This window comes from Emticicia sp. SJ17W-69 (assembly GCF_051209875.1).
GTDB lineage: Bacteria > Bacteroidota > Bacteroidia > Cytophagales > Spirosomataceae > Emticicia.
In genome coordinates, this window is record NZ_JBNTQY010000001.1 from 3,897,430 (window position 1) to 3,923,861 (window position 26,432).

Annotated in this window: 24 protein-coding genes; 10 read left to right on the top strand and 14 right to left on the bottom strand. The window is 35.3% G+C overall.

Annotation, left to right across the window (positions count from 1 at the left end; genetic code table 11):
• Positions 1-188 precede the first annotated feature (188 nt).
• From ACQUQZ_RS15745 to ACQUQZ_RS15770, 6 genes are all read right to left on the bottom strand, one after another.
• On the bottom strand, positions 189-905 hold the full coding sequence (locus ACQUQZ_RS15745) for a PIG-L deacetylase family protein (protein WP_435355980.1): 717 nt from the start codon (positions 903-905) through the stop codon (positions 189-191).
• A 39-nt stretch (positions 906-944) separates the two neighbouring features.
• On the bottom strand, positions 945-2,102 hold the full coding sequence (locus tag ACQUQZ_RS15750) for a dipeptidase (protein WP_435355981.1): 1,158 nt from the start codon (positions 2,100-2,102) through the stop codon (positions 945-947).
• A gap of 118 nt (positions 2,103-2,220) precedes the next feature.
• Complete coding sequence (locus ACQUQZ_RS15755; RefSeq protein WP_435355982.1) at positions 2,221-3,174, bottom strand: VOC family protein; 954 nt, start codon at positions 3,172-3,174, stop codon at positions 2,221-2,223.
• Positions 3,175-3,203: 29 nt separating this feature from the next.
• On the bottom strand, positions 3,204-4,418 hold the full coding sequence (locus ACQUQZ_RS15760) for an MFS transporter (RefSeq protein WP_435355983.1): 1,215 nt from the start codon (positions 4,416-4,418) through the stop codon (positions 3,204-3,206).
• Between the two features lie 75 nt (positions 4,419-4,493).
• On the bottom strand, positions 4,494-5,378 hold the full coding sequence (locus ACQUQZ_RS15765; protein ID WP_435355984.1) for an AraC family transcriptional regulator: 885 nt from the start codon (positions 5,376-5,378) through the stop codon (positions 4,494-4,496).
• 50 nt (positions 5,379-5,428) lie between these two features.
• On the bottom strand, positions 5,429-6,940 hold the full coding sequence (locus ACQUQZ_RS15770; RefSeq protein WP_435355985.1) for a hypothetical protein: 1,512 nt from the start codon (positions 6,938-6,940) through the stop codon (positions 5,429-5,431).
• 143 nt (positions 6,941-7,083) lie between these two features.
• Between ACQUQZ_RS15770 and ACQUQZ_RS15775 the strand changes: the two genes are divergently transcribed.
• From ACQUQZ_RS15775 to ACQUQZ_RS15790, 4 genes are all read left to right on the top strand, one after another.
• Entirely contained in the window at positions 7,084-8,169 is a 1,086-nt protein-coding gene (locus tag ACQUQZ_RS15775) for a hypothetical protein (RefSeq protein WP_435355986.1), read from the top strand.
• Between the two features lie 79 nt (positions 8,170-8,248).
• A complete protein-coding gene (locus ACQUQZ_RS15780) occupies positions 8,249-8,845 on the top strand; it encodes a type VI secretion system tube protein Hcp (protein ID WP_435355987.1) in 597 nt (198 codons plus the stop codon).
• Positions 8,846-8,857: 12 nt separating this feature from the next.
• A complete protein-coding gene (locus ACQUQZ_RS15785) occupies positions 8,858-9,415 on the top strand; it encodes a hypothetical protein (protein ID WP_435355988.1) in 558 nt (185 codons plus the stop codon).
• 520 nt (positions 9,416-9,935) lie between these two features.
• Positions 9,936-10,142 carry a hypothetical protein gene (locus ACQUQZ_RS15790; RefSeq protein ID WP_435355989.1) on the top strand — a complete coding sequence of 69 codons (207 nt, stop codon included), beginning with the start codon at positions 9,936-9,938 and terminating at the stop codon, positions 10,140-10,142.
• Positions 10,143-10,313: 171 nt separating this feature from the next.
• On the opposite strand, the gene ACQUQZ_RS15795 is transcribed toward ACQUQZ_RS15790, so the two are convergent.
• On the bottom strand, positions 10,314-10,475 hold the full coding sequence (locus ACQUQZ_RS15795; protein ID WP_435355990.1) for a hypothetical protein: 162 nt from the start codon (positions 10,473-10,475) through the stop codon (positions 10,314-10,316).
• Positions 10,476-10,715: 240 nt separating this feature from the next.
• Here ACQUQZ_RS15795 and ACQUQZ_RS15800 point away from each other — a divergent pair, with 240 nt between their 5' ends.
• Positions 10,716-10,970, top strand: a complete 255-nt coding sequence (locus tag ACQUQZ_RS15800) for a hypothetical protein (protein ID WP_435355991.1) — start codon at positions 10,716-10,718, stop codon at positions 10,968-10,970.
• Positions 10,971-10,974: 4 nt separating this feature from the next.
• Here the strand turns inward: ACQUQZ_RS15800 and ACQUQZ_RS15805 are convergent, their stop codons facing one another.
• Together ACQUQZ_RS15805 and ACQUQZ_RS15810 are read right to left on the bottom strand one after the other, a co-directional pair.
• Positions 10,975-14,313 (bottom strand): ligand-binding sensor domain-containing protein, encoded by a 3,339-nt coding sequence (locus tag ACQUQZ_RS15805; protein ID WP_435355992.1) that lies wholly within the window; start codon positions 14,311-14,313, stop codon positions 10,975-10,977.
• A gap of 33 nt (positions 14,314-14,346) precedes the next feature.
• On the bottom strand, positions 14,347-14,988 hold the full coding sequence (locus ACQUQZ_RS15810; protein ID WP_435355993.1) for a response regulator: 642 nt from the start codon (positions 14,986-14,988) through the stop codon (positions 14,347-14,349).
• Positions 14,989-15,149: 161 nt separating this feature from the next.
• Here ACQUQZ_RS15810 and ACQUQZ_RS15815 point away from each other — a divergent pair, with 161 nt between their 5' ends.
• The 4 genes from ACQUQZ_RS15815 to ACQUQZ_RS15830 all read left to right on the top strand — a co-directional run bounded on the left by ACQUQZ_RS15815 (position 15,150) and on the right by ACQUQZ_RS15830 (position 19,311).
• Complete coding sequence (locus ACQUQZ_RS15815) at positions 15,150-15,467, top strand: LytTR family transcriptional regulator DNA-binding domain-containing protein (protein WP_435355994.1); 318 nt, start codon at positions 15,150-15,152, stop codon at positions 15,465-15,467.
• Positions 15,468-15,505: 38 nt separating this feature from the next.
• Positions 15,506-17,152 (top strand): hypothetical protein, encoded by a 1,647-nt coding sequence (locus tag ACQUQZ_RS15820; RefSeq protein WP_435355995.1) that lies wholly within the window; start codon positions 15,506-15,508, stop codon positions 17,150-17,152.
• A 21-nt stretch (positions 17,153-17,173) separates the two neighbouring features.
• Complete coding sequence (locus ACQUQZ_RS15825; protein WP_435355996.1) at positions 17,174-18,265, top strand: M43 family zinc metalloprotease; 1,092 nt, start codon at positions 17,174-17,176, stop codon at positions 18,263-18,265.
• A gap of 170 nt (positions 18,266-18,435) precedes the next feature.
• Positions 18,436-19,311, top strand: a complete 876-nt coding sequence (locus tag ACQUQZ_RS15830) for a glycoside hydrolase family 16 protein (RefSeq protein WP_435355997.1) — start codon at positions 18,436-18,438, stop codon at positions 19,309-19,311.
• A 79-nt stretch (positions 19,312-19,390) separates the two neighbouring features.
• Here the strand turns inward: ACQUQZ_RS15830 and ACQUQZ_RS15835 are convergent, their stop codons facing one another.
• Positions 19,391-21,286, bottom strand: coding sequence for a YgiQ family radical SAM protein (locus ACQUQZ_RS15835; protein ID WP_435355998.1), 1,896 nt, complete (start codon positions 21,284-21,286; stop codon positions 19,391-19,393).
• A 272-nt stretch (positions 21,287-21,558) separates the two neighbouring features.
• Between ACQUQZ_RS15835 and ACQUQZ_RS15840 the strand changes: the two genes are divergently transcribed.
• Complete coding sequence (locus ACQUQZ_RS15840) at positions 21,559-22,113, top strand: hypothetical protein (RefSeq protein ID WP_435355999.1); 555 nt, start codon at positions 21,559-21,561, stop codon at positions 22,111-22,113.
• Positions 22,114-22,211: 98 nt separating this feature from the next.
• On the opposite strand, the gene ACQUQZ_RS15845 is transcribed toward ACQUQZ_RS15840, so the two are convergent.
• From ACQUQZ_RS15845 to ACQUQZ_RS15860, 4 genes are all read right to left on the bottom strand, one after another.
• Positions 22,212-23,423: a DEAD/DEAH box helicase gene (locus ACQUQZ_RS15845; protein WP_435356000.1), complete on the bottom strand. Its 1,212-nt coding sequence runs from the start codon at positions 23,421-23,423 to the stop codon at positions 22,212-22,214.
• Between the two features lie 308 nt (positions 23,424-23,731).
• Positions 23,732-24,433, bottom strand: a complete 702-nt coding sequence (locus ACQUQZ_RS15850; protein ID WP_435356001.1) for a hemerythrin — start codon at positions 24,431-24,433, stop codon at positions 23,732-23,734.
• A 244-nt stretch (positions 24,434-24,677) separates the two neighbouring features.
• The gene (locus tag ACQUQZ_RS15855) at positions 24,678-25,241 is read right to left on the bottom strand and encodes a YceI family protein (protein WP_435356002.1); all 564 of its coding nucleotides are present in this window, start codon (positions 25,239-25,241) and stop codon (positions 24,678-24,680) included.
• Between the two features lie 200 nt (positions 25,242-25,441).
• Positions 25,442-26,299: a dienelactone hydrolase family protein gene (locus ACQUQZ_RS15860; RefSeq protein ID WP_435356003.1), complete on the bottom strand. Its 858-nt coding sequence runs from the start codon at positions 26,297-26,299 to the stop codon at positions 25,442-25,444.
• Positions 26,300-26,432 lie beyond the last annotated feature (133 nt).

A 26,432-nucleotide genomic window follows, 5' to 3' on the forward strand; every position in this document is an offset into this window, starting at 1 on the left:
AGTAGTAAGCAAAAAATATAGAACGCAGATTTTTATGATTTTTAAGATAAATTATGATTTTTTAGGTTACTTTTCATCATAAAAACCATAATTATCATAAGAATCTGCGTTCTATATTTATCTTCTAAATAAATTACAACTTACATTACTAGTTATTAGAAAAATGTTTTTTTACAAATAAGCATTAACTAAAATATCGAATTTGTTACTCTCGGCAAATGACTTTGGAATGCTTCAGCATATTTCACTTCTTTTTTACCTGAGATTCTCCTTGCGTGATTGGCTCTTCTTCCGCCTAATTCAGTATAATAATCTACCAAATACTTTTGAGCACCCATACAATTCATGGCAGCTATTTTTTTGTCAAAAACAGAAGAAATATCAATAAAAGTATCGGGTTTGAACTCACAAATCTCAGGCTGGTGCGGCTCGAAAGAATACCAAGCAGGTGGGTCAATATTTTTGAAGGCACTGGCAACACCCGCTCCACACGAAAGCAATCTCGCACGTTCGGTGGCTTGATAAGCCAAAGGATGGTCAGGATTGAAAGGATCTTTTGCAGTATGTGTCAAAATAACGGTTGGTTCAAATTCACCGATTATTTTGGTCAATTGTGCTATTCTTTCATCCGAAATCAACATTGGATAATCACCCCAATCTAAAAACTGAATGGGTGTTCCAAAAATATCAGCAGCTTGTTGGGCTTGCTCTTTTCGAATAATTTTTACACTTTCTTCACTACGATTTGGGTCTTCTTTCCAAAGTTCCCCAGATTCACCTCTTTCACCAAAAGAAAGGCAAATCACTAAGGTTTCTGCTCCTTGTTCTACACTCTTGGCAATTGTGCCTCCACTTCTCCAAACAAAGTCGGCTGAGTGAGCAGAGATTACTAATAGTTTATTCATCATTCATTAAGTTTAGTAATTTATACAAAACAGAATTTATCACTTCGTTGATGCCTCAAAAACTCGACAGAAATTTCCGCCTCCAATTTTAACAATATCATTTTCAGAAAATCCAGTTTTTAGCATCGCATCAACAACTTCGTAGAAAAATCCAGTTTCCTGATTTTGCCAAATTCCGTTGGTAAATTCTCCCTGTCGAGGAGTACTATTATCATTTGGTTTGACGGCACGAGTTATTTTAGTATCAGTACCGATACAGACATTATCTACTCCGATGACATCAACCATTGCAAGGATATTTTGTGCATAATCTAATGAGTTATCGGTCAAATGTCGCCATACGCCAATTACACCACCTGCATTTGCTACAATTTTAGCTTGCTCTTTACTGAGAAGTCTTGGTTTCATCATGGCAGCCATTTTTTCATTTTTACCCAATTGCGTATCCAAACTTGTATGGGTAATGATGACTGGTTTAGTAGCAATTTGTAAGGCATCATCAATAGCTTTGTTGCTACAATGTGTAAGGTCAACCAAAATTCCAAGTTTATTACATGCGATTAAAACTTCCTTCCCAAAAGGGCTTAAACCTCCAAATACTGGTTCTTTTGTATAAATATCGCCCAACGGCACAACAGCATCGTTATCATGTAATAATCCAAGAACTCTTAGCCCTCTGTCATAAGCCATTTTGAGTCTATCAATTTTTCCTTCGAGAAAATGCCCTCCTTCAACTGATTGAATAATAGCAGGTTTCTTCTTTTTAAATGACGATTTTAGACCTGATAAATTCAAAGAATGCTTCAAATCATTTGCTTTGAGAAGTTCATCTGCCGCATCTAATCCAGCCATGAAACGATTATACGCATCACCTTCATTTTGAAGTTTTTGATAATCAACCGCAAAAGTCAAGACGATAGCTGCTAAACCTGACTTTTTGAAATCTGCCAATAAATCGTATTTGGGCAATGGTTGGTCAGGATAAATTCTTACATCCACATGATTATGTGTATCAATTGCCAAAGTTTTAGCAACAATTTGCTCTACTCGTGGATCGAGTTTCGTTTGGAATATGTAGTTTTGAATTGGGAATTTATTGCCCAATCCAAATGAATTATTAAGCAATGTCAATGAACTCGCCCCAGCCAACGAAGCAATAAATTTCCTTCTACTCCATTCTTCTTTTATCAATTTCATCTTGTAGTTTTTTATCTTTAAATCTTTACTTCTCGAAAATCGAACACTAAATTCTCAGATATTCGAACAGAAATTTCTGCATTTGAAAAATTATAATTCCAAAATCCCAATTCCAAAATCAAAGCAGTTCTTCTGGCATAGGAGTTCCTCTTGTATGAAAACTTTCCACAGTTTTTAGTCCCCATGCTTGTCCTTTCATGCGTTCTTCTTTGTTCCAAACGATGGTTTCGTAATCGGGGTCAAGAATAAGGCGAGCAGTAGGATTTGCAATTTCTATGCGATTGCCTCCTGGTTCATATAAATACAAGAAAAAGGTTTGCTGAATAGCGTGTTTGTGCGGCCCTGTCTCGATAAAAACACCATTTTCAAGTGCAATATCGGCCGCTAAAAGTACTTCTTCACGACTATTAACAGCATAAGTGAGGTGATGAAAACGACCATTCATGCCCGAATGGTCTTCTGTAATTGCCAAATCATAAGATTTATTATTGACAGAAACCCAAACTCCTTTCGGTTGCTCATCAAAAATAATCGTTTCTGTCATTCTACCGCCTACAATGCCAAATTGAAAATCTCTGAAAGCTACAATATCTTTGGCCAAGAGATTTAAGTGGTCAATCCTTCTAACATTCATTCCTTTCCCTGGAAATCTACTTGCCGTATTTTTTAAAGCAGATTTCTGGTCACCTTCAGCCTTAAATTTATGAGAATCAAAATAAAGTTCACATTGATGTCCATCAGGATAATAAAATTTATAAGCTCTCCCATAGCCACATTCATGGTCTTCCCAACCAATACCTAAGCCAGTTGCTTCAATCGCCATTACACGTGTTTCAAGTGAATCTTGACTACGAGTACGCCAAGCAAAATGCCCCATACCTGAATGCCGATGAGCGGTAAGTTTCAAAGTATGATGTTCATAATCATCGTAGGCTCGTAAGTAAGCAGAGTCACCTTCAATACCGGAGATGTACATTCCCAAAATTTCAGTAAAAAAGCGAATACTTTCATCTAATTTTGGTGTTAATAACTCTACATGAGCCAGGTGAGCAAGTTCCCAAGTAATCTTCATTTTTTAAATAATTGATGTGTTAAACTCACTTATCTGCTATCCTTCGTAGATATATAAAGCATTGCTATACCACTTATGACTGTAGGAACAGCAAATACTATAAAATTAGTAGTCATTGATAAGCCAGCTCCAATTAAAACGCCTCCTAAAAGTGGTCCTACAATCGCTCCAATTCTACCAATACCCACAGCTCCGCCAACCCCAGTTGCTCTTATTTCAGTTGGATAAAGTCTTGCAGCCAAACTATACATTCCAACAAAGCCACCCTGAATACCGAATCCAATTAAGCCAAACAAGACCAACACCATTACAGAACCTGCAAATTGCCCAAAAATAAGCATTAAAAAGGCAGTAAAAATAAGATAGCCAAAGATGGTTTTCTGTAATCCAAATATGCTCGATAAATAGCCTTGTGAAATAATTCCAAAAAATGCACCTAAGTTAAAAACCGTTCCTGCATAAATTGCCAGTTCGACAGAAAGACCAGTAACAGAAGCCAATTTAGGAATCCAAGTAGTAAGAAAATATAATGTTGCAAATGCCATAAAAATGGCCACCCAAAGTCCAATCGTGGCCTTTTTATACTTTTCAGCTAATAATGCTGTCAAAGCAGGTCTTTCTCTTGACGCTGATTTATTTAAAAATTCTTTCGATTCCTTCAAGAAGAAATAACCAATCGGAAGTGTAACAAAGGAAGCAAATCCAGCAATTTTAAAAATTGCAGGCCAACCATATTGAGGAATTACGCTCGCAGCCACCAAACCCGAAAGTACCGCACCGATGGGGTAGCCTGCCATTACAAAACTCACCCAAAAATCTTTGGTTTTTTGTGGTGCATTTTCGGAAGTTAAAGTTGCCGTACTGGCCAACATTCCACCAATACCAATTCCACTGACTACACGCATTATTGTAAGCATTTCTACTGAATTTGCCCAAGCTGTGGCAAAAACACTTACACTCATTAGCACATTGCTAATCAAAATGATGCCTTTACGGCCAATTTTATCCGCTCTTGAGGCAAGAAATATTGCACCAATGGCCATACCTAGTAAACCTGCACTAAAAACGACACCCAAAGATTGTGGACTAACAGACCAATCTTTTGAGATATTCGGAGCGGCATAAGATACCACCATTACGTCCATGCCATCGAGCATGTTCATTAAAAAACAGACGAAAATAGTTAACAGTTGTACACTAAATACACTGCTTGGACTTGAAGAAGTCTTTAGGGTTGAATTCATTTTGCTTAGAAGCCATTTTTGGATTTTATGGCTTTTGCAAAATTACATTTTTTTGTGAGAAATCAAATAGGACAATCAAGGCAAGTTTAGGTACTTTTCGGACTCTTTATTTCTGAAGTCACTTGGAGAAAGATGGGTAATTTTACGAAAATATCTAGCAAAATAGGAAGTATCTTCAAAGCCTAATTGGTCAGTTATTTGACTAATTGTAAAGTTAGTATAAGTAAGTAAGCGTTTAGCTTCTAAGACTATTCTTTCTTGAATCACATCTGTAATACTTTTATTTGCTATATTTTGAATAATTCTATTGAGATGCCGAGTAGAAACCGCAAGACTATCAGCATAGAAGCTGGCTGAATGATTTTCAGTAAAATGCTTTTCAAGCAGACTAATAAATTGCTTGAAAACAACCATTTGATGCTTTGAGGAATTAGAGCAATTTTGGGTATTAAACAGACGTTGGATATTGATTAGCAATACAAACAAAAGGGAACGTAAAGCATCTTCACTTTTATCTTCTAATTGAAATTCTTCCAGCATCAAATCAAAACATTTATTGATTTGATTGGCACTATTGTTTGAGAGTTTGAGGCATGGATTATGATATAAATTATTCAAATAAATGAGTTCAAAAAGAATATTTTTATTAGTCTGATTGAGCAACAAAAACTCTTCAGTAAACATCAATCGATAGCCTTCAAAAACAGTATTATTACGTTCCCATTGATGAAGTTGGCCTTCTGAAATAAAAAAAAGCATATTTTCTTCAATATCAAATTCCTTGTAATCAACACTTTGTTTGATTTTACCTTTTTTGATTAAAAAAACCTCACAAAATTGATGTTTATGTGGTCTGATAATATTTTTTGCAGGAGGAGTGCCTTCCAATCTATTTATATGGAAATGAACATTTTTCTTATTTGTGTTAAGAAAATCAGCTATTTGGTAGGTTTTGAACAAAGAGATTATCGATAGTTTTTATGTCAATACTTGAAAAATATTAGATTGGATTATTCATTAAAATCAGTCTTATAAACAACTTTACCTGTATATGAATTAGAAACTTTTACCCAATCTATTGAGCCAGCACCTTTGAAAACAAGACGTGCATCTACTATGCCCAAACAGGCTTCATATGTTTCAAACGCACCTTTAAACGCTAATTTATCATTTACAAACACCTCCAAAATTTTACCTTTTACGACCAATTTGAAAACATTCCATTCATCTTGATTTACGCCAAAACTATCTAAATCAATGTTCTTTCGTTTGTTATTTTGAATCCTGAAATATGTTTTCCCTACAATTAAGGAAGCAAAATCGGTGCAACCTTCTGTTGTAAATTTAGCACCGACTGAGTTGAAATTCTTATCAAAAAAGATTATTTGCATATCATAGCAGCTTTCTCCACCTTCGTTTTGAGGGTTTTTCATTCGGGCTTCCATTTGCGTACTGTCTAAATTCAAACCAAAATCTTGAACAAGCACATGAGTCGTATTTTTCAAATCATCTTCTTGTTTAATTTCTTTCGGCAATTCGTTTGGGTCGAAATGAAAAATCCCACCTTTGATGTAATTGCTTGTTGGGTTGATATTCGTAATCCAGTCTTTTCCGTAAGCCACACCAAAGCCCCAAGCCGTCCATAGATTGCGTTTAGAGTAAACTGTATGGTAAAGGTGCTTTACTACTTTATTATTGACAGATAGTGTCAGATGATAAATACCAGGAAAAAAATAGGTTTGAGCTAGTGTATCATTTTTTTTATTGGAAACCACCGTAAAGCCTTCAAAATGAGTCCCTGTAACAATTTTTCCTACTCCAGTTTCTATTTCTATATTTTTCACATTAGGCAAGCTCGAAACATCGTATTTAATTCTGACTGCCTGTGGATATTTTCCTACAGTTTTGATGATTTCAAACTTAATTCCATTCAAATCTTCTTCGGTGAAGGGTCGGTTTTGCCACCAATTAAAGGTAAAATATGAAATAACACCAATTAAAACTATTCCAAGAAAAGCAAATAAGTACTTTTTGAGATTTCGTTTGGGCTTTAATTCTTGATAATTAACAAATCCTTGATTATCAAGAACTAAACTTTGATTTTTCAGCAAAATTGGCAAAAGGCTTTCATCAATATTGACATAGTTAATATTAATATTCTGAGAATCGTTTAGTTGATTTTTTTCGATAAAATCCTCCCAACCATCATAAACTAAATATATTGCTATACCTGAGCGAGAATGACTCTGAATACGAGCCTCCTTACTTCCGTATTCGTAGATAAATCGTCGTAGAAAATCTTTACTGAATAAATATTTACTGCTTTGTCCGTTAAGTTTTTGATAAAGACACACTTCAATATCGGCCAAGAGTGCTTCCAGAAAAGCATTTTTGTTTTTGATGGCTTCAAAACTTTCAAATTCATTAAAATCTGACTGCCATTTTTCATTCCACTCATCAATTATCTTTTGAAGAAATTGCTCTCGGAGTTCTTGCAGAAAGATTTTGTCTTTGATTTTCATTTTAGTTTTAGGCAAAAGAATATTTCATAAAAATAGTGTTTTGCAAAAGTTTTTGCAAATAAAATTCATTTGCAAAAGTCATTTTGCAAATAGAATGTAGCTATTTATTGCTTTTTTTACTTCGTAAACAAAAAACAATCCCCATGAAAAAACTTATTCCCATCATCTATTTATTGTTTGGAGCAAATCAGCTTATCCAAGCCCAATCAATAACATTACAGCCAAATACGGGTAATAATGGCAATTTGCTTATTAAAAGTACGCAATATGTCTATGGAAATATTTCTACCACAGATGCCTCTGGGGCAGACTTATTTTTTAGAATAAGTGAGCCTACCAATGGTATCGGTATTGCTGGCACTCAGATTGGTGCTATCTCTACTTATCCAAGTATGTTTCAATTAAGCACTTATAATTCGAGTATGCTAAATTTCAATGTCAATAACAAAAACGTTCTAAGAATATTGCCAAATGGTTATATAGGCATCAATCAGACTGCCCCAAGTCGATTTTTTCATGTAAACGGCAGTACGATTTTGAGCGAAACATCTGATTCTTCCAATGTGCAGATTGGCTCTACCAATTTGACAAATGCCAAATTGGTAGTGAATAATACCAATTTTCAGCATGGCGTTTTGATTACTTCGCCTTTTAACCCTGGTGGATTTGCCCTAAATGTTGATGGCACTACCCGCTTACAAGGGCTAACGATAATTGAGGGAGTAACCAATATTCAAAACGCCCTTAATGCACAACAAGGGACATTTAATGGTTCAGTAGCCATTACTGGTAATCTAAATGTAAGTGGGTCTGTTTCAAAAGGCAGTGGTTCGTTCAAAATTGACCATCCGCTCGACCCCGAAAACAAGTTGCTTTACCATAGCTTCGTAGAAAGCCCCGACATGATGAATGTCTATAATGGCAATGTAGTTACTGACGAAAAAGGCTTTGCCACCATCACATTGCCCGATTATTTTGAGGCACTAAACAAAGATTTTCGCTATCAACTCACGCCAATCGGCTCTTTTGCACAGGCGATGGTAGCAAAAAAGGTAAAAGACAATCAATTTATTATCCAAACCGACAAACCAAACATCGAAATCAGTTGGCAAGTAACAGGTATCAGAAATGATGCTTATGCTAAAAAATTCAGAATACCCAATACAGTAGAAAAATCTGCCTCCGAAAAAGGAAAATACCTATACCCAGAGGCATTTGAGAAGCAGTAAAGGGTAAATTAACTCATGTTATACACTTTCTGAAATTTCCCCCTTGAAAAAAGGAGGGGAAAAAAAAAATCTAAAAAAAATGAAAAAAACAATACTCATATTACTCCTCCTACTGTGCCAAAAAGGTTTTGCACAGATAACCACAGTCATGTTTTTGGATATTCCAACAGTCGATGGTGAGTATGTCATAGTCAATGCTAACCGTACTACCGTAACGCCCGCACCTACAAAAACAAGCAACCTTTTGATTAGCAACTACTCATTTAGCTGGGTAAATGATACCAGGATTGTGAAAGGCACTACTACTTCAACCGTGAAAAATGGGAAAGTGAATCTTTTTGGAGAAATGACGGTGAATTTTCAGATAGATAAATCGGTCATTGCTTTGTTTGATAGATTGGTCAACAATACCAACGTGCCTATTATAGATTTGTTTATTGATAAACCTGCCAATATACCAACACCTCAAACCGAAATCAAACGCATACGGATGGAGGGCGTTACGATAAGTGAACTCAGCCTGACCAGTGCAGAAATACCTCAATACTACATGAAATTGAAATTTGAAAAAGTCTCTATCATAGAGCATAATATCAATGGAGTGGGAGTAGTAACAAAAGGAACTTCTTATGGTTGGAATTTTCTTACAGTATCGCCATATTCTTATTCATTCTAAAAATTTATCAAAATGAAAAACAAAACATTAAAAATATCATTCGTATTGCTATTTATCGGACAAATACTGTACGCACAGTCGGCAAGGACTTTTATCAAAGGTACAAACATAGTAGGCGAAACTCCAACATCTGGCTTCGCTGTGTACATAGAAATCTTTAATGTCAGCTACTCAACTACCAATGATAGGCTGATAACAACACAACCTGTACTCAATAAACCCAATGAAAAAGCCCAGACAGGGGTTTTGTCGTTTAAAAAAATAAAATCAAAAAATAGTCAGATTTTTTTTGATATAATGCGAGGGAGCGTAAGTGACGGCTTTACAGATGTTGAAATTGCCTTTGCGAAATTTATTCCAAATAGCTATCATACCTATCTCAATTTCAAAGCAAAGAATGTGCGGGTTTTGTCTATCAAAGATAATGGAGATTTTACCGAAACCATAGAGTTGCTAATGCCAAAGGTATTTATTTTTTACAGACCTACCAACCCCACCACAGGGCAATTAGACCCTCCAATAAACTACGGTTGGGATTTCTTGACTTATGCAGCTTGGAATGGAAGTTGATTTTTAGATTAATAAACCCAATATTTGAGCGATAAGTTTCGGATTTATCGCTCAGATACTTGTGATTTTTGATTGATAAAAAACAGTTTATTAATCATTTTTCCTAAATCATGATTTAAAAAATTTAGGAGAGATTGGAAGGTATTTTGAAGGAGTTTAGAAAGTAAAATCAAAAAAATCTAACTATTAAAATAACAAAATATGCATAAATTGTATTGAGTATTCTCCCAAAAAACCATGAAAAATCTAATCCTTTTCCTACTCCTTGTTTGCTCGTAGACAGCACTGGCTCAGATAGTTCAGTACTTCAATAGCAATGGTAATGAACTAAATTTCTATAAACTTGGAAGTTATTCTTATACCGAGCAAAATTTGCCTTCGGGTGTGCAAGCAACGCCCAACGTCCGTATGGGGCCTACGCCACAAAATGATTTTATGTATGTAGCCACTGCCAGACTGCATCAAAAACCTAAACGATGCCATTTCTACGACCAATGTTAGCACTGGTATTACGCTCAAAATGAAAACCAACAATATCAGAAAATTTAGTGCAAATGTAATCACAAGAACTCCTGATGGAACATTTATCACTGGTGAAGCAATGATTTTGAGCGTTTACACCATTCAAGGCATTGGGCAGTCTTATATTTTTAGCAATTCTTCTATTACTTGGATGGGCTTGGTAGCTACAGTACATAGATTCGGTAAAAGTAAGATATGTAAGTGACTCGACCAATGTAATTACGATTGGAAATACAATGGTGGACCTAATGTAAGCAAAATAATAGTCGCACGCTACAATGGAATTGCCAACCCGACAATTTTGTCATCGGTTTCAATTGATGATAACAAGTAGCACCATACTATATTGGTAGATGCTGTAGGTATGACACATTACCTACACCAATTGCACCATTGCAGGTACTGCCCCGCAGGCAATGACAATTGAAGGCCAAACTTCGGGCATTGTTAACTTGACCCTAAAGAATGTGTTGATGTACGGCAACGGAAGCGGTATCACTACCAACAATTTCAATGGCGGAAGTACCCCTACTACCATCACATACAGTTTAGTGCAAGGCGTCACTCCTAGAACGGGCAACCTCAACTGCAATACGATCAACCCCAACTTTATAGATCTGCCGAGGTTTTCTTCGGCACCCACCACAGCGGATGATTTTTACGTCAAATGGGGTTCCAAAGTTATCAATACAGGCATCAATCCTATAACAGGTAATAATGGGAGGCACTTGCCGTCGGATTTGGACCGAACCCCCGCTCCATTTGAAGTCCCTATGACATGGGTGCGTATGAGTATGTAGGCAATCTGCCATCACAAGTTAAAAATAGCAACATCACAGGCACTATAGATTTTCCTGATTATGCAGGCAGGTCAATTCAAACTATCACTTCAAAAGCCAAAATCTTAACCCCTGCAGGAGCAATAGATTTTAAAGCACCAAATTCGATAACTCTCAACCCAGGACTCGAGATACATGGAATGAGTAGTTTTTTCAAGGCACAGATTGTGGCGAATGTGGCTTGTTTTAGTTGAACTATTAATCAATGCTTAGTTCAACAGAAAAGCCATTTTCGTAAAATATGTTTAAAGTTGCACCAATATTTTTGGCTCGCATTTTCATATTATTTAGCCCCAAACCATCGCTATTGATTGTATTTTTTTTAGAACCATCGTCATGAATCAATAAATACAAGGAGTTTTTTTCTTGTCTAAAAACAATAGTTACGTTTTTTGCGTCAGAATGTTTACAAATATTAATGATAGCTTCTTTCAATATCAAGTAAACATTCTGCCTTTTTTCAGGGTTGATAAATTTCTTCGAGTCTTCGACTTCGACCTTGAATATATGTTTGATTTGCTTCATATTGAGGTTTTTCTCAGCAAAAGCCCTCATTCGGTCAATCAAGTTTTCGTATTTATCCTTTCTTGAATCAATTGCCCAAACAGTATCTCGCATTCGTTCCATGGCATCATGGCTCATGCTACTGATTTCTAGTAATGACTCTTTTTGTTCTTCTTTGGCCGAAAAAGCCAACATTTGCGACTGCATGGCAAGCCCCGATAAAACTGAGCCAACATCATCATGCAAATCAACTGATATTTTGGTACGAATTGCTTCTAAGGCTCTTATTCTGTTGATACCTTGTTCCACCCTATAATTAATGAGTCGATAAATAGTATAGCCAATACACAAAATATAAATCAAATATGCCCACCAAGTTTTCCAAAAAGGTGGACGAATCGAAAATTGGTATGAATAAATTTCACTCCAATTACCATCACTATTCATCCCTTTCACCTTAAAAACATAATTGCCTGTAGGCAAATTCCCGTAGGAAGCCTCCGAACGTGCTGACGGAACGCTCCAAGTTTTTTCGAGTCCTTCTAATGTGTATTGGTAAATCAGTTTTTGTGGGGTATTGGTATTGATGCCCACAAATTCAAAATTGAGATAACTATTATTGTAGGCAAGTTGTAGTTTTTCTGGGAGATTATACCATTGAGATAAGCCCTCAAAATGAAAATCACCAACTTCCAAGCCATTTTTCAAAACAAAACTTGTATCTTTTTTCCAAGTAATAGGTTCGTTAAATAATTTTATATTGGTTAACTGCATCACAGGTTTCTCTTTTTTTATCAATTCTTGGCTCGGGTCAAAAATGGTTAATCTATCAGTCATCGGAATCCATATTCTGCCAGTTGAGTCTTCAACAATATCAAATCTTCCACCACCAAAACCTAAATAACCTTGTTCGGCTGTGTAATTTTTGAAATAAATCGGCTTTGAAAGTGGTTCTTTGGAAGCAAGTTGCTGCAATACATCGCTTGATAGTTTGCTTAGACCATTTCGAGTATTAAACCATAGATTACCCACTTTATCATTCAAAATACCAAAAGCAGAATTATTACTCAAGCCATCTTTTTCTGTAAAATGAATAAAAGTCTTATTTTTATAATTGAGATGAGTAATTCCATCTGCTAAATTACTAAACCAAAAATTCCCATATTTGTCTTCAAACACACTTTCCACAATACTTAGCTTCATTCCTTCTTTTTCAGTAAAATTGGTCAGTTGCTTGCCATTTTTATCAAGTCTTGATACGCCATTGAAGGTGCAAAACCAAATATTGCCACCACTATCTTGCCAAATCCTAATAACTTGGCTGTGAGGCAAACCTTGTTTTGTTGTAAAATGAGTAACCGTACTATCTTTTTTATTGATTCGTAGAACTTCTCCTTTTTGTCTTGAGCTATACCATATATTTCCATCCTTGTCTTCAAATATACAAACCACGTAACTTCCACTATCTCTGAAATGTGTCAGGGTTTTTCCATCAGCATTGAGTCGGAACATATTAAAGTCTTGTGTTCCGCACCAAATATTACCGGCTTTGTCTTGCAACATACTCGTAATGTTTTCATTACTCAAGCCTTCTTTAGGTGTGTAGTTTTTAATTTTATTTGCTTCAAAATCAATTTTTGAAATTCCTCCTGCATGAGTACCCACCCAAATATTTTGTTTTTTATCTTTCAATACACAATTTACTTGAAATCCAACTAAGCCATCTTTCTTGCTAAGGTTGTTTACCATTTTACTGTGTTTTACCACACCATTTCCAGTTCCAAACCAAAGATTATCATTAATATCAATCATTGAAGATATTACTTGATTATCGGGCAAACCTTCATTGCTCGTTATTGATGTAATCGTTGCAAAAGTTTTGTCAATTTTATAAACCCCTCCTGGCATTGCTCCAAACCAAATATCACCTTTCATATCTATCGAGATTTTACTTGCATAACTATTCTGATTTCCTGTTAAATGATAAAAGTTATTACCGTCAAATCTTGTTACACCCGTCCACATGGCCAACCAAATATTACCAGAGTGGTCTTCTTTTACATCTATAATTGTATTATAAGTAAGTCCTTCATAATAACTAAATCTTGAAAAACTTTTTGAATCATATTTTACTAGTCCATAATCTTGAGTAGTAAACCAAAGATTCCCTTTTGTATCTTCTAAGATACTCAATACATTAGGCGGCATCCCCTGTTTCATTCCAAAATGAGTAAAAGTATTGTTTTTGGGAGTAAACATCGTAACACCGCCGCCTAAGGTTGCGAACCATATATTACCTTTTCTATCTTCGATGATTGATTCGATATTATTATTACTCAATCCTTCGTTTGTTGTATAATTTGTAAAATTTACCCCATCATATTTCGTTACCCCTCCTCGAAAACCCAGCCAAATATTTCCTTCTTGGTCTTCCAGACCACATTGATAAAAATTATCAACTAAGCCTTCTTTTCGAGTATAATTTTCAAAAGTATGTCCATTATACTTTGAAATACCATTGAAAGTGCCCAACCAAATATTTCCTTTTTTATCTTGAAAAAGGTTATGTACTTGGCTTTCTATCAGCCCTTCATTCAGTCCAAAAATTCTTAAATTAAATGGATTATAATCTTTGCTATAAAACTGTTTAGCGACATTGATTTGGGGACTTCCTGCACGCAAAGGCTGATGAATAGCTGGCACAGATTTAGGAAATGGTACAGAATCTAAGCCTAAAGTATAAACTTTTGGATTACCTGCTTTTGTAGTTTTCCATTCAATTGGCTTTGTATAACTTGGAATTGGTGATTCGGTGGGTTTTCCAAGTGGAATCGTCTCCATTTTTCCAATAGGAAGAGTTTCCAATGGTGGCATGGTATCCAGTGCAATCTGATAACCATTGGCGGCTAAGATTTTTAAGGATGTTTGCTCTCTTTGTGAATTACCCTGTTGACTACATGCAAACAATAGACTTATAGGAATACAAATCAGCCAAGTTCTCACAGCAAAAGTGCGAAGTTTATTAGTTTTCAATTTTAGGCAAATATTTATTTTTTGAGTCAAATACTAACCAATATGCCCCTTCATGTATTTTGTAATGGCCTCCGTTTTATTATTTACATGAAGAACTTTATACATTTTTTTGATGTGCGAGCGTACCGTTTCTATTGAAATAAATAGCTCTTCTGAAATTGCATTATAGCTTTTACCATCAACTAATTTCTCCAAAATCTCTTTCTGCCGTTCAGAAAGTATGGTAGCTTTACTGACTCTTCCCCCCATCAAATGGTTGATAATCTCACGGGCAATGCTCGGCGACATATATGAGCCACCATTAACTACTATCCTGATAGCCTCAACTATTTCTGTCAAACTCGCTTTCTTTGATACATACGAACAAGCTCCTGAACAAAGAGCTTTCAAAATCATGTCTTCTTCTTCATAAGTTGACAAAATGATGATATTCATCTCGGGTTTTCTTTCAAGCAATATAGGTAAAGCATCAATACCAGACATTCCTGGCAAACCTATATCTAAAAGTAAAATGTCCGTGTTTTTCTTAGGATTTGCTTCAATTTCATACAAAAAAGACTCAACAGAGCCATGAATCATGGCTAATTCAAACTCTTCGTGAAAGCCAATAAACTTGGATACATTATCTCTGATTACCTTATTATCTTCTATAATACTGATTTTTGTCTTTTCCATAATCAAAAAATTTCTACAAAAATACCTTTAAAGGCTTTCTTTTCCTATCACCCTGTCGGGTGATAGTTGGCAAAAAATTACATGAAATTTCACCTTTAAGGGTTATTTTTTGAGTTTTTTTTTTGTAGCAAATTTGTAGAAACAACTGGCATACATACACCATGAAAACACCCAAAATCTTAAATGACCTCAGCCAAGAAAGCATCTGCTATCTTGAATCTTCTATCAATTATACTTTGCTTTATTTGCAAGATGGTAAAAGTATCGTTTCAGGCTACAATATAAAAGTTTTTGAGAAAATATTTCACAAAGACGATTTCATAAAAGTCAATCGCTCTAAAATTGTCAATGTAGCTTTTATCAAAAAGACATTGATGACAAATAATGTTTATGCTGTTCAATTGGTCAATGGCGACCAAATCAATATCTCCCGTCGTAGGCTTAATAAGATTAGAGAAACGTATCCCACTATATTTTAAGGCATTCATATTTACCAATCAAAAACTTATTTTTACCCATGAAAAAACACTTTATTCTCGTCATTATTTTTTGTATCGCTTGTTTTTCTGGTTTTGCTCAAAGTAGCATTACGATAGAACCAACCACAAATAATCAATTAAAATTACGTGGAAATGGTAATGGTGGATATTGGCCCAGTATCATCGGATATAGGTCACTCGGAACATCTGCCGCTCCAATAGCAGTCAATAAAGATAATTGGTTATTATCAATTGATGGCTCTGGTTATAATGGAAGTGTTTATTCAAACGCTGGTGGTGGAGGCAACACTGCCATTCAGATAGTAGCTGATGAAAACTTTACACCAACAGCCAATGGAACTTATTTAAGATTTTCAACCATAACCAAAGGGACTGTGAGTTTGCCAACAGAAAGAATGAGAATAAATAGTGATGGCAATGTAGGTATTGGTTCAACCACTCCAAATGCACCTCTGCAATTGGCGAATACCCTTGCAAATAGAAAAATTGTTCTTTATGAAACGGCAAACGATGACCATCAATATGTCGGTTTGGGCAGTACCTCTGGAGAATTCAGGTATCAATCAAATCGACCTGGAACGAGTCATGTATTTTATTCTGCAATAAATTCGACAAGCTCGAAAGAATTGATGCGAATCAAAGGTGATGGCAATGTAGGTATTGGAAACTCAAATCCAACAACTGCAAAATTAGTAATTGGTGGTACAGCGGCAAGCCAAGGTCTTGATTTATCAACGGCTGACCAATATGCCAATGTAAGAGTTTTGCAAAATACTAATGGAACAGCAGATAAAGATATATACATGGGTTATGGAAGCGGAGGTACAAGTTCATTACATCTATATTCAAATAATACTGAAGTTATGACTGTGAAAAATGGCAAAGTTGGAATTTTTAATAATAACCCATCAGGTCTTTTACACTTCGATGACGGCCTAAGAACCCGAAAAATAGTGCTTTATGACGATGGTGATAATGATAATACTTTTGCTGGTTTTGGTATAAATCCTGGTACATTTAGATACCAAATAGAAAATACTACCTCAAGCCATGTTTTTTATGCTGGTGTAAATACAACTACTTCAAATGAGCTGATGCGAATCAAAGGCAATGGAAATGTAGGAATTGGAAATGCTACGCCAGGCTTTCCACTAAACTTTGCTTCATCAACAGGTGATAAAATCTCACTGTTTGGTAATTCTGGCAATCACTATGGCTTTGGTATTCAAGGAAATGCCTTACAAATTCATACTGACTTAGCTGCATCAAATATTTTGTTTGGTTATGGCAATAGTGCTTCATTTACTGAGACCATGCGAATCAAAGGCAATGGAAATGTAGGTATTGGCACAGCAAATCCTGTCAATAAATTAGACGTTTTAGGAACGATTAGAGCTTATGAAATGGTAGTTGAAATTGGCTGGGCAGATTATGTTTTTGATGAAAAATTCAAGTTAAAACCCCTCAATGAAGTGGAGAATTTTATCAAAACTAACAAACATTTACCTGATGTTCCTTCGGCGAAGTATTTACAGGAAAATGGAGGCAAAGTTTCTGAATTAATGACAAAAATGATGCAAAAAATAGAAGAATTAACGCTTTATAGTATTCAGCAAGAAAAGAAAATAGAAGATTTGGAAAAACGTTTTGAGCAAAAAAAGTAATTATCAAAAACATCTAAAATAATGAAAAAATTATCCTTATTAATCAATATATTATTGGGAAGTTTTATAGCTCAAGCACAGATTGATTGTGGCACTAAATCTGAAAAAAATCCTATTGTTTTTACGAAAGCACAGTTAGAAAATATCAGAACAATAACCGCAATTAATGAACCCCTCTGTGTCAGAATATACATAACGGTTTTTGCTGATGATAACGGAACTAACAGAGCCAACACAGATGCCGAAATTATGTCGCAATTTCAGAATATGAGGAATCATTATAGTCCACAATCAATATGCTTTATGCTTATCAATCTAAGACAAATAAATAGTACAGACCTCAACGACCAAAATGCAGATACCGAGGTTGATGAACTAATACCCTATACAGTACCTGGCTGCATAAATATTTTTATTCATAAAAATCTTCCAGGGCTAAATGGTGTGTCTTATGGGGGTATCCTTAGTATGTGGAGTGGAGCTATTGGCAGTACAACAAATTTAACAACTTTAAGTCATGAAGTTGGGCATAGCCTCGGATTGGCACATACATTTGACACGGGAGCAGGTAGAGAAAATGTAACCAGAGTTACAAGCAATCCATGCTATAATTGTGAAACCAAGGGAGATTTAATATGCGATACCCCAGCCGATGATAATATTGACCCAAATAGCGTAGATGAGAGTTGTGTCTATACTGGAGGCCGATTCGATGATTGTTCGCCTGCTGAATCGTATGCTCCTATGACTAACAATATAATGGCATACGGCAACAGAGCTTGTCGCACAACATTTACGAATGGACAAGGCCTGCGAATGAATGCCATGATGCGAACAAATCCAACTGTAATGGCTTATGTCAACGAAGATGTTGTTGCGAATCCTAATAGTGCTGGCGTTTTTACGCCAACTTTTAGTAGCGGCGAAACTCAACAAACTGCAAGAGATTTGTTAACTCTTAGTCCATACGCTTCTAATCAATATATAGTAAATGGCACTGCAATTCATCATATTCAATCAAAAAAAATAGTGATGAAGCGAGGAACAAAATTTAGTCCTGCTGCGGGTGGTAAAGTTACTATAAAGGTAAATACTTATTGTAATGGCTTATGAATAGTTTGGCAGGGCACACTTTCAACGACAAACAATTTCGTATTAGAATAGTCAAAAAAAGCCCTCATTAAAGTGAGGGCTTTTTGCTTTATTCCACTTTAAAAGCCTTATTTTTTTTGTAATAATCGTAAATAATCTGATATTTATGTTTTATAAATATTTGAAACAAAATGAACAAAAACTTCTTTTTTTTACTCTTTTTAAGCATTTCAACTGCTTTTGGGCAAAAAACAAACCCTCAAATCTCAGATTTCAGCGAAGCGAAACCCATTGCAGGCATGAAGCTCGTTTGGCAAGATGAGTTTAATGAAAACGGCAAGCCCAATCCAAAATTTTGGAAGTATGAAAAAGGCTTTGTACGCAACGAAGAATTACAATGGTATCAAGAAGAAAATGCCAATTGCAGTAATGGTGTTTTATTAATTGAAGGAAAAAGAGTACAAATAGCTAATCCAAATTATGAAGCTAATAGTCAAAATTGGCGAAAAAATAGAAAAGAAATTAACTTTACATCGGCAAGTATTCAGACCAAAGGTTTGCAAGAATGGCAATTTGGTACATTTCTCATCAGAGCAAGAATTGATACAACACTTGGTTCGTGGCCAGCCATCTGGACTTTAGGAAGTTCGGGGCAATGGCCATCAAATGGCGAAATCGACATTATGGAATTTTATCGAGTAAAATCTGAACCAACAATATTGGCCAATGTAGCTCACGGAACAGAAAAGCAATATGTTGCTAAATGGGATGATTCAAAAACTAATTTGAAGTATCTTACTGATAAAAATGAAGATTGGGTAAAACAATTCCATATTTGGCGAATGGATTGGACACCTGAAAGCATTAATTTATATTTAGATGATGAACTTTTGAATTCAACCTCCCTTTCAGAAACGATTAATCCAGATGGGAAAAACCCTTTTTTACAGCCACATTTTCTGTTGCTAAATTTGGCTATTGGTGGGCAAAATGGCGGTGAACCAAAGCACGAAACTAAGCTAATTAAGTATGAAGTTGATTATGTGAGGGTTTATCAGAAACAGTAAATCGGTGCTAACTCAGCTTATAATAAACGACGGCAAGGTTTAACCCTCAGTGGAACTGCTTGCCGTCGTTAAAAATATTCTACCATTTCTTCTTTTTCTTCTTCTTATCACCAATAGCTACAGAATCTTGTTCTTTTTTCTTAGGGCTTGCCAATAATCTTTCTGCTAAATCGGGGCGATTGAGTTTGTGCAAACGACTACGAATCCAAGTTCTAAATTCAGGTTTATACCAAAAAAAGAATCGATTTTGTGCCAATTTCTCTTCACGAGTTTTGGCTGTTTTGATGGGTTGTAAAGTATATGGATGAACTCCCGAATAATAAATCACCTCGGCAACTGTCATTGGCGTAGGTGTAAAATCCTGTACTTGCTCCAACTGAAAACCTAAATCTTTGGTTTCAGCAGCGAGATTTGCCATATCAGCTTCTTCACAACCTGGGTGTGATGAAATAAAATAAGGAATTAAAGGCTGCTTTAAATTATGTTTTTCTTGAATCTTATCGTATTTGTCTTTAAATTTTCTAAAATACTTAAACGAAGGCTTACGCATCACACGAAGCGTATCATCAGATGTATGCTCAGGAGCAACTTTCAAACGTCCCGAAACATGGCGAGTTACCAACTGTTCCATGTATTCGTCGTGATTGCCATCTTTATTATTTTTATTGAAATCATCAACCAATAAATCATATCGCACACCCGAACCAACAAAAGCCTTTTTCACTTCTGGATGAGCATCTACTTGCTGATAAATCTTTGTCAAGGGCTTATGAGAAGTATCAAGGTTAGAACAAATAACTGGATGAATACAACTTGGACTTTGACAACGATTACAAATATCTTCGTCTTTGCCCTTCATTTTATACATATTTGCCGACGGCCCTCCCAAATCTGAAATATAGCCTTTGAACTCAGGATGTTTTACAATTTGTTCAACTTCCTTCATAATTGAAGTTTCAGAACGAGAAGCAATAAATTTCCCTTGATGTGCCGAGATTGTACAAAAACTACAGCCGCCAAAGCATCCACGGTGCATATTTATCGAAAACTTAATCATATCGTAGGCAGGAATTGGCCCACGATTTTTATACTTTGGATGTGGCAAACGAGTATAAGGTAAATCAAATGATTGGTCAATTTCCTTTTCATCCATAATTTTGAAAGGTGGATTTATCACCAAGGTCTTCTCTCCTACCTTCTGAATAATTCTATTGGCTTGCCATTTATTCGATTCAACTTCTACAATCTTAAAATTGGAGGCATATTTGATTTTATCTTGCAAACAAACTTCATGGCTTGCTAATTCGACAGTATTCCAACCTTTATAGTCGGGCAATCCTTCATGCGAATCATGTAAATAAGCAATCTGATTTACATCTCTGATTTCATTAAATGGCACTCCTGCTTTCAGTAAATTGAGCATTTCACGCAAAGGTTGCTCACCCATGCCGTACACCAACATATCGGCCTGTGAATCTGCCAAAATCGTTGGCATTAGCTCATCTTTCCAATAATCATAGTGTGTTACACGGCGAAGAGATGCCTCGATTCCTCCAATCAAAACAGGAACATCAGGATACAGTTGTTTTAATATTTTGGAGTAAACAGTTGTGGCATAATCAGGTCTAAAACCTGCTTCACCCCCAGGAGTATAAGAATCATTGGAGCGTAAGCGTTTGTTGGCTGTATAATGATTCACCATCGAATCCATGCAACCTGCTGTGACCCCGAAGAAGTATTTTGGCTTGCCAAATTTTTTAAAATCACGTAAATCGTCTTGCCAATTGGGTTGAGCTACAATCGCAATTCTAAAACCTTCACTTTCTATAATCCGCCCGATTACGGCAGTACCAAAAGCAGGGTGGTCAACGTAGGCATCGCCCGAAATCAATACTACATCTACATCATTCCAGCCTCTTTTTTCAACCTCTTTTTTGGTAAGCGGCAACCAGTCGGTTATTGGTCTTTCTATCATAAAATAGTTTATATTCTTTGGTTCACCGTCGGCAGTCATTGCCAAATGCTCCCCAAAAGCTATTTAGTTGTATTCTTGATTATTCAATCTTATCAACTTTTTACAAAATTAAGCAAATTCTGCTTAGATAAACTAATAAGGTAAGCCTTTGGTTTCAAGTTAGTATGTATTTAAAGATAAAACTTTCCCAATCGAAGGTATTATGCTTGCAACAAATACGCCACTACATCGTTTTGTTAGTCTAAAAATATCTTAACTCAAATAAACTTTTAATGAAGCAACTGATTTTTTTATTTCTTTCATTGCTTGTCTTTTCATCCTGTCGAAAAGATTTTGCCTACTTTCAAAAATCGACTAATCTCAGCTATTCTCCTAAGAAAAATAGTCCTAAATCCGAAATTCTGACAAATTTCACCAAACTTAATTTAATGGTTTCAGCTGATACTTTTGCTTTTGATTTAGATAAAAATGAGTCTTTTTCACCTCAATCGACAGAAGATATTGCATTAAATAAATATGCATCATGGGATGACAGAAAAAGGCAAAAGAAGCAATCAAAAATCAATAAAAAAGAAGGCAAATTTTTTCAAAAAATATTCCCAAATCAGTCTCATCATGAAAATAAACATGTAAAAAAGCGACGAAAAGCAGTTCCTTTCAATTCAACAATCTATACAGGGTTTATCATTTTGGGTATTGCGGTGCTACTTGCCTTAGTTTCGCTCAATTCTCTATCATTGCTTTTTGGTGTGGCATCAATTATCCTTCTTTATTTGGGTTTCAAAAGGTATTTTAGAAGAAAAAGGAGGCGTGATATTTTCCGATAGAAATGTAAGCTTAATAAAGTAAATTTCTTGCAATAGAAAGGTTGATATAGTAAATTTAATACTTGGGGCTATCATAAAAACAGCCCCTTCGATTTCTATCATTTTTCTCCACTTTTAGGAGCACTTTTTTCATTCCCGTTGCTTTTTTTATTATAAAACTTCTTTTTACTGCCGCCTTCAGGTTTTCTAAAAGGTTTTCTTGGAAGAGATGAAGCCTTGTATTCAGGAGCTTTACCCAAACCTAAGCTTTCGGTAATGTTTTGCTTTTCTACTTCCCTTTCAAGTAATTTTTCGATGCTTGCAATGCGATATTGGTCTTTTTCATTAATAAAAGTAAAGGCTGTGCCAGTAGTTTCAGCTCGTGCGGTACGTCCAATGCGGTGAATATAATCCTCAGCATCTCGTGGCACATCGAAGTTAATGACTAAATTCAAATTATTAATATCAATTCCCCTTGAAAGTACATCAGTTGCAACCAATATTTTGAATTGTTTATTCTTAAATCCTCTCAAATATTCTTCCCTTTCTTCTTGAGAATTATCTGACGAAATACCTTTAGCTTCAAATTTAGCTTTTGCTAAGGCTCTCACAATTCGCTCAATCATCATTTTTTGTGAAGAAAAAATAATCACCGATTGTGCGTCCGTATTTTTCATCAAATGTATCAACAAAGGCAATTTTTGTTCATCCGATGCTAAGTAAAATTGTTGATCAATTCCTGCCGCAGGTTTTGAAACGGCCAACCTAATTTCTTCGGGATTATTGAGTATTTTATTAGCGAAATCTCTTATTTTCTTAGGCATTGTTGCCGAAAACATTAGATTTTGGCGTTTTTGTGGGAGATGTTTTAGCACAAAAAGAATATCATCAGAAAAACCCATATCGAGCATTTTGTCAGCCTCATCTAAAACCAAACACTTGATATGTTTAAAATTTACTTCGCCCGAATTCATGTGAGCCATCAAACGTCCTGGTGTTGCAATGATAATATCGGCTCCTTTTACAAGGGCTTTCCTTTGTTGGTCCCAATCTTCACCTTTTCCTCCACCATAGATGGCAATGCTGGTTGCATTGATAAAATAACTAAAACCTTCGATTTGTTCATCAATTTGTTTAGCCAACTCACGAGTAGGTACAAGCACCAAAGCCGATGTCTGATTACTTTGTTCACGGCTGATTTGGTCAAGCAGGGGAATCAAATAAGCTGCTGTTTTTCCAGTACCTGTTTGAGCAGAAGCAATTAAGTCTTTTCCTTCAAGAATTATTGGAATCGCTTGTTCCTGAATAGGTGTAGTTTGTAGATAATTCATGGCATCCACTCCGTTTAGGACGCTTTCATGAAGGTTAAGTTCGTTAAATTGCAATTGTTTTCAGTAAATTAATAGGATTATCAAAGCATTATTATTTACAAATATACCATTAAGTAGCTAATGGTCAATAAACGATAGCCGATAGTTTTATAAAATATTGATAATTAGCCATTTATTGATAAAATTATTGATTTTAATACCCTATTTAGTTTTTAACATCTCCTTTAAAAGGCCTATTTATTATAATTGATTAAAAAACAAAAACCCCAACTGAGAGTCGAGGCTTGCTTTTTAGAGGAAAGATGGTTTTAATTTCTCAAAGGCATTTTTAATTTTTGCTCTAGTTCTATGACCATTGGAACTAAAATATGGTCTTCGATGATAGCGTGTTTTCTTAGCTCAAGTTCAAAAAGTTCGACTTGATTTAAGAATATTTTATATGGCAACGGAATGGCTTCATTACTCGAATAATTCTTGATAATTTGACTCACTTCTTTCAATTCATCTTCAATCGGCGAGTGACTCGAAATAAACTTTTCGATTGAAAAATTAGGGTCAATTTCCAAACTTCCAGCACATACAGTCTTAACCTTCGAGGCAACAATCACCTTTCTGATATAGGGAAAAAGTTGTTTTTCTTCCATCCGAATGTGGTCAACTAATTTGTTTTTATAGTCATTAAAGAAAATGGCTAAACTTGCCAATAGTTGATGACTTTGACCATATTTACTAAAAATATGCAATAATGACTGTTCAATTTCAGGCAATTTTTTGCTCAAATAATATTGGTGTGTTACTTGCAAATAATCCAATATATCTTCAACCGAAAACTTTCGCATTTTCTCGAAAGGAAAATCTTCATCATCATTGTACAAATCTAAGATTAGCTCAATCAACTCATGATTCATTTCCAAATGATTAATTGCTTTAGTCTTTGGTGTATTGTCTAATCTTTCAGTTATCAACTGAAGCATTTTTGAGTTATCAATGAGGTCGTTTACGGAAGTCATAGGAATAATTGGAAATTTAAAATGAATAACGACTGATGATAAAATTTCATTATCAAATGTACTGATTTTTAATACTATTTATTCTACAAACCTATGGAAATGAGTTTATGTAAAATATGATGAAAATCATAAATCAAGAGAAAGGGGAGTTGAAAATCGAAATAAACAAAAAAGCATTCCGAAAGATGAAACTTTCGGAATGCTTTTATATAATCGTGGACGTATTATCCATTGACTATGATTATTAGTTCGCTACAAACTCACCACTTGCTCTTAGCTCAACTTCTTCGCTAACAACTGCTGATGGCATTGCACCTACGCCAAAATCAGTACGTTTTACAGTACCAGATGCTTTGAAACCAACTAATTTTTTACCTTGACGGTTTGTACCTGTTCCAATCAAAGTAAGGTCTAAAGTAACTGGTTTTGTAACACCTTTCAATGTCAAATCACCTTTTAAAACGTATTTTTTTGCTCCTGCTGGTGAGATTGAAGTACTTTTGAAAGTCATCGTTGGAAACTTCTCAGTATCAAACATATCAGCTTTTTGCAAATGGCCATCTCTCATTTCTTGGTTGGTTGTAATTTGCTTTGTATCAGCAGTTAATTCAAAAACTGCATCCGAGAAATCTTCTTTTGAAGAAGTGATACTTGCATCAAAACTTTTGAAAACGCCATCAACTTCTGACATCAATAAGTGAGTCACAGTGAAAGTCATTTTTGCGTGAGCTTTGTCAACTGTCCATTTTTGAGCATAAGAAGCTGCTGATACTAATAAAGCAATAGCGAGAACGGTAATTTTTTTCATTTTAATTGTTTTTTTTGGTTAATACTTATGAATAATTAGACTAATTCTTTAACAAATGTAACAACATATAATGTTCCGACAAACTAATAAATATTCTTTAACAAATCATTAACGAATAAAATTGATAGACTTGATAGGTTGAGCCAAACATTTTAATAATACAGAACACTATCATTAAACTTAATAATTGTTAATGCACCCTACAACGTTTCTTTAAATAATTTTAGTGTACGCTCCCAAGCTAATTTTGCAACTTCGGCATTGTAACGGGTCGGTGCAGTATCATTATTGAACGCATGATTTGCTCCATCATAGACAAAGATTTCATACTTTTTACCTGCTTCTTTAAGGGCAGCTTCGTAAGCCGGAATTCCAGCATTGACTCTTTCATCCAAACCTCCATAATGAAGTAGAAGTTTTGCTTTTATTTTTGGTACATCAACAGCATCAGCTTGACGACCATAATATGCCACTGCCGCTTTCAAGTCTGGTGAATTGACGGCCAATTGATTGGCTAATCCTCCACCCCAACAAAAACCAACACAGGCAGTTTTTCCATTACAGTCGGAGCGTGAACGCAAATAATCAAAACCTTTCAAGAAATTATTGATATTTTTTGGAGCATCTAATTTAGCAAATAATCCACGAGCTTCGTCTTCATTGGCTGGGGTTCCACCTAAAGGAGATAAAGCATCGACACCAAGAGCTAAATAGCCTGCTTTGGCAACTCTACGTGTTACATCTTTGATGTGAGGATTGAGTCCTCGATTTTCATGAATCACAAGTACTGCACCTAATTTTCCTGTTGCTGCTTTAGGTTTAGCAAAGTATGCTTTCATGGTTGAGCCATCGCCTTCATAAGTGATGTCTTCGGTAATTAAATCTTCATCATTTTCAGCAATTGTAGCTGCATTGGCATAATTTACTTCTAACAAAGGTAAAATGGCAATAGCTGCGGCAGTACCACCTGTCAGTTTAGCCAAACGTTTCATAAACTCATTCCGACTGAGCGGCTTATGAGTATATTCGTCAAATAGGTTGATAATTTCTTGATTCATAAAATTTCAATTTAAAAGGTTGATTTTCTAAAATTACAATATAATAAAAAAATGTAACACATTTTGTCAAAGTATTTATGAATAATGGAGTTTAGAAACCTGTCCTCCTTGTTGCACTAAAATAATGTATTGG

Coding starts and splice junctions, on each gene's coding strand:
- ACQUQZ_RS15845 (WP_435356000.1), bottom strand. CDS start 23,423: ATGAATTATCTACAAACTACACCTATTCAGGAACAAGCGATTCCAATA.
- ACQUQZ_RS15840 (WP_435355999.1), top strand. CDS start 21,559: ATGAAGCAACTGATTTTTTTATTTCTTTCATTGCTTGTCTTTTCATCC.
- ACQUQZ_RS15780 (WP_435355987.1), top strand. CDS start 8,249: ATGAAAAAAACAATACTCATATTACTCCTCCTACTGTGCCAAAAAGGT.
- ACQUQZ_RS15800 (WP_435355991.1), top strand. CDS start 10,716: ATGGGTGCGTATGAGTATGTAGGCAATCTGCCATCACAAGTTAAAAAT.
- ACQUQZ_RS15755 (WP_435355982.1), bottom strand. CDS start 3,174: ATGAAGATTACTTGGGAACTTGCTCACCTGGCTCATGTAGAGTTATTA.
- ACQUQZ_RS15750 (WP_435355981.1), bottom strand. CDS start 2,102: ATGAAATTGATAAAAGAAGAATGGAGTAGAAGGAAATTTATTGCTTCG.
- ACQUQZ_RS15790 (WP_435355989.1), top strand. CDS start 9,936: ATGAAAACCAACAATATCAGAAAATTTAGTGCAAATGTAATCACAAGA.
- ACQUQZ_RS15860 (WP_435356003.1), bottom strand. CDS start 26,299: ATGAATCAAGAAATTATCAACCTATTTGACGAATATACTCATAAGCCG.
- ACQUQZ_RS15820 (WP_435355995.1), top strand. CDS start 15,506: ATGAAAAAACACTTTATTCTCGTCATTATTTTTTGTATCGCTTGTTTT.
- ACQUQZ_RS15775 (WP_435355986.1), top strand. CDS start 7,084: ATGAAAAAACTTATTCCCATCATCTATTTATTGTTTGGAGCAAATCAG.
- ACQUQZ_RS15855 (WP_435356002.1), bottom strand. CDS start 25,241: ATGAAAAAAATTACCGTTCTCGCTATTGCTTTATTAGTATCAGCAGCT.
- ACQUQZ_RS15825 (WP_435355996.1), top strand. CDS start 17,174: ATGAAAAAATTATCCTTATTAATCAATATATTATTGGGAAGTTTTATA.
- ACQUQZ_RS15835 (WP_435355998.1), bottom strand. CDS start 21,286: ATGATAGAAAGACCAATAACCGACTGGTTGCCGCTTACCAAAAAAGAG.
- ACQUQZ_RS15830 (WP_435355997.1), top strand. CDS start 18,436: ATGAACAAAAACTTCTTTTTTTTACTCTTTTTAAGCATTTCAACTGCT.
- ACQUQZ_RS15810 (WP_435355993.1), bottom strand. CDS start 14,988: ATGGAAAAGACAAAAATCAGTATTATAGAAGATAATAAGGTAATCAGA.
- ACQUQZ_RS15785 (WP_435355988.1), top strand. CDS start 8,858: ATGAAAAACAAAACATTAAAAATATCATTCGTATTGCTATTTATCGGA.
- ACQUQZ_RS15745 (WP_435355980.1), bottom strand. CDS start 905: ATGAATAAACTATTAGTAATCTCTGCTCACTCAGCCGACTTTGTTTGG.
- ACQUQZ_RS15850 (WP_435356001.1), bottom strand. CDS start 24,433: ATGACTTCCGTAAACGACCTCATTGATAACTCAAAAATGCTTCAGTTG.
- ACQUQZ_RS15795 (WP_435355990.1), bottom strand. CDS start 10,475: ATGGTAGTAGGGGTACTTCCGCCATTGAAATTGTTGGTAGTGATACCG.
- ACQUQZ_RS15770 (WP_435355985.1), bottom strand. CDS start 6,940: ATGAAAATCAAAGACAAAATCTTTCTGCAAGAACTCCGAGAGCAATTT.
- ACQUQZ_RS15815 (WP_435355994.1), top strand. CDS start 15,150: ATGAAAACACCCAAAATCTTAAATGACCTCAGCCAAGAAAGCATCTGC.
- ACQUQZ_RS15760 (WP_435355983.1), bottom strand. CDS start 4,418: ATGAATTCAACCCTAAAGACTTCTTCAAGTCCAAGCAGTGTATTTAGT.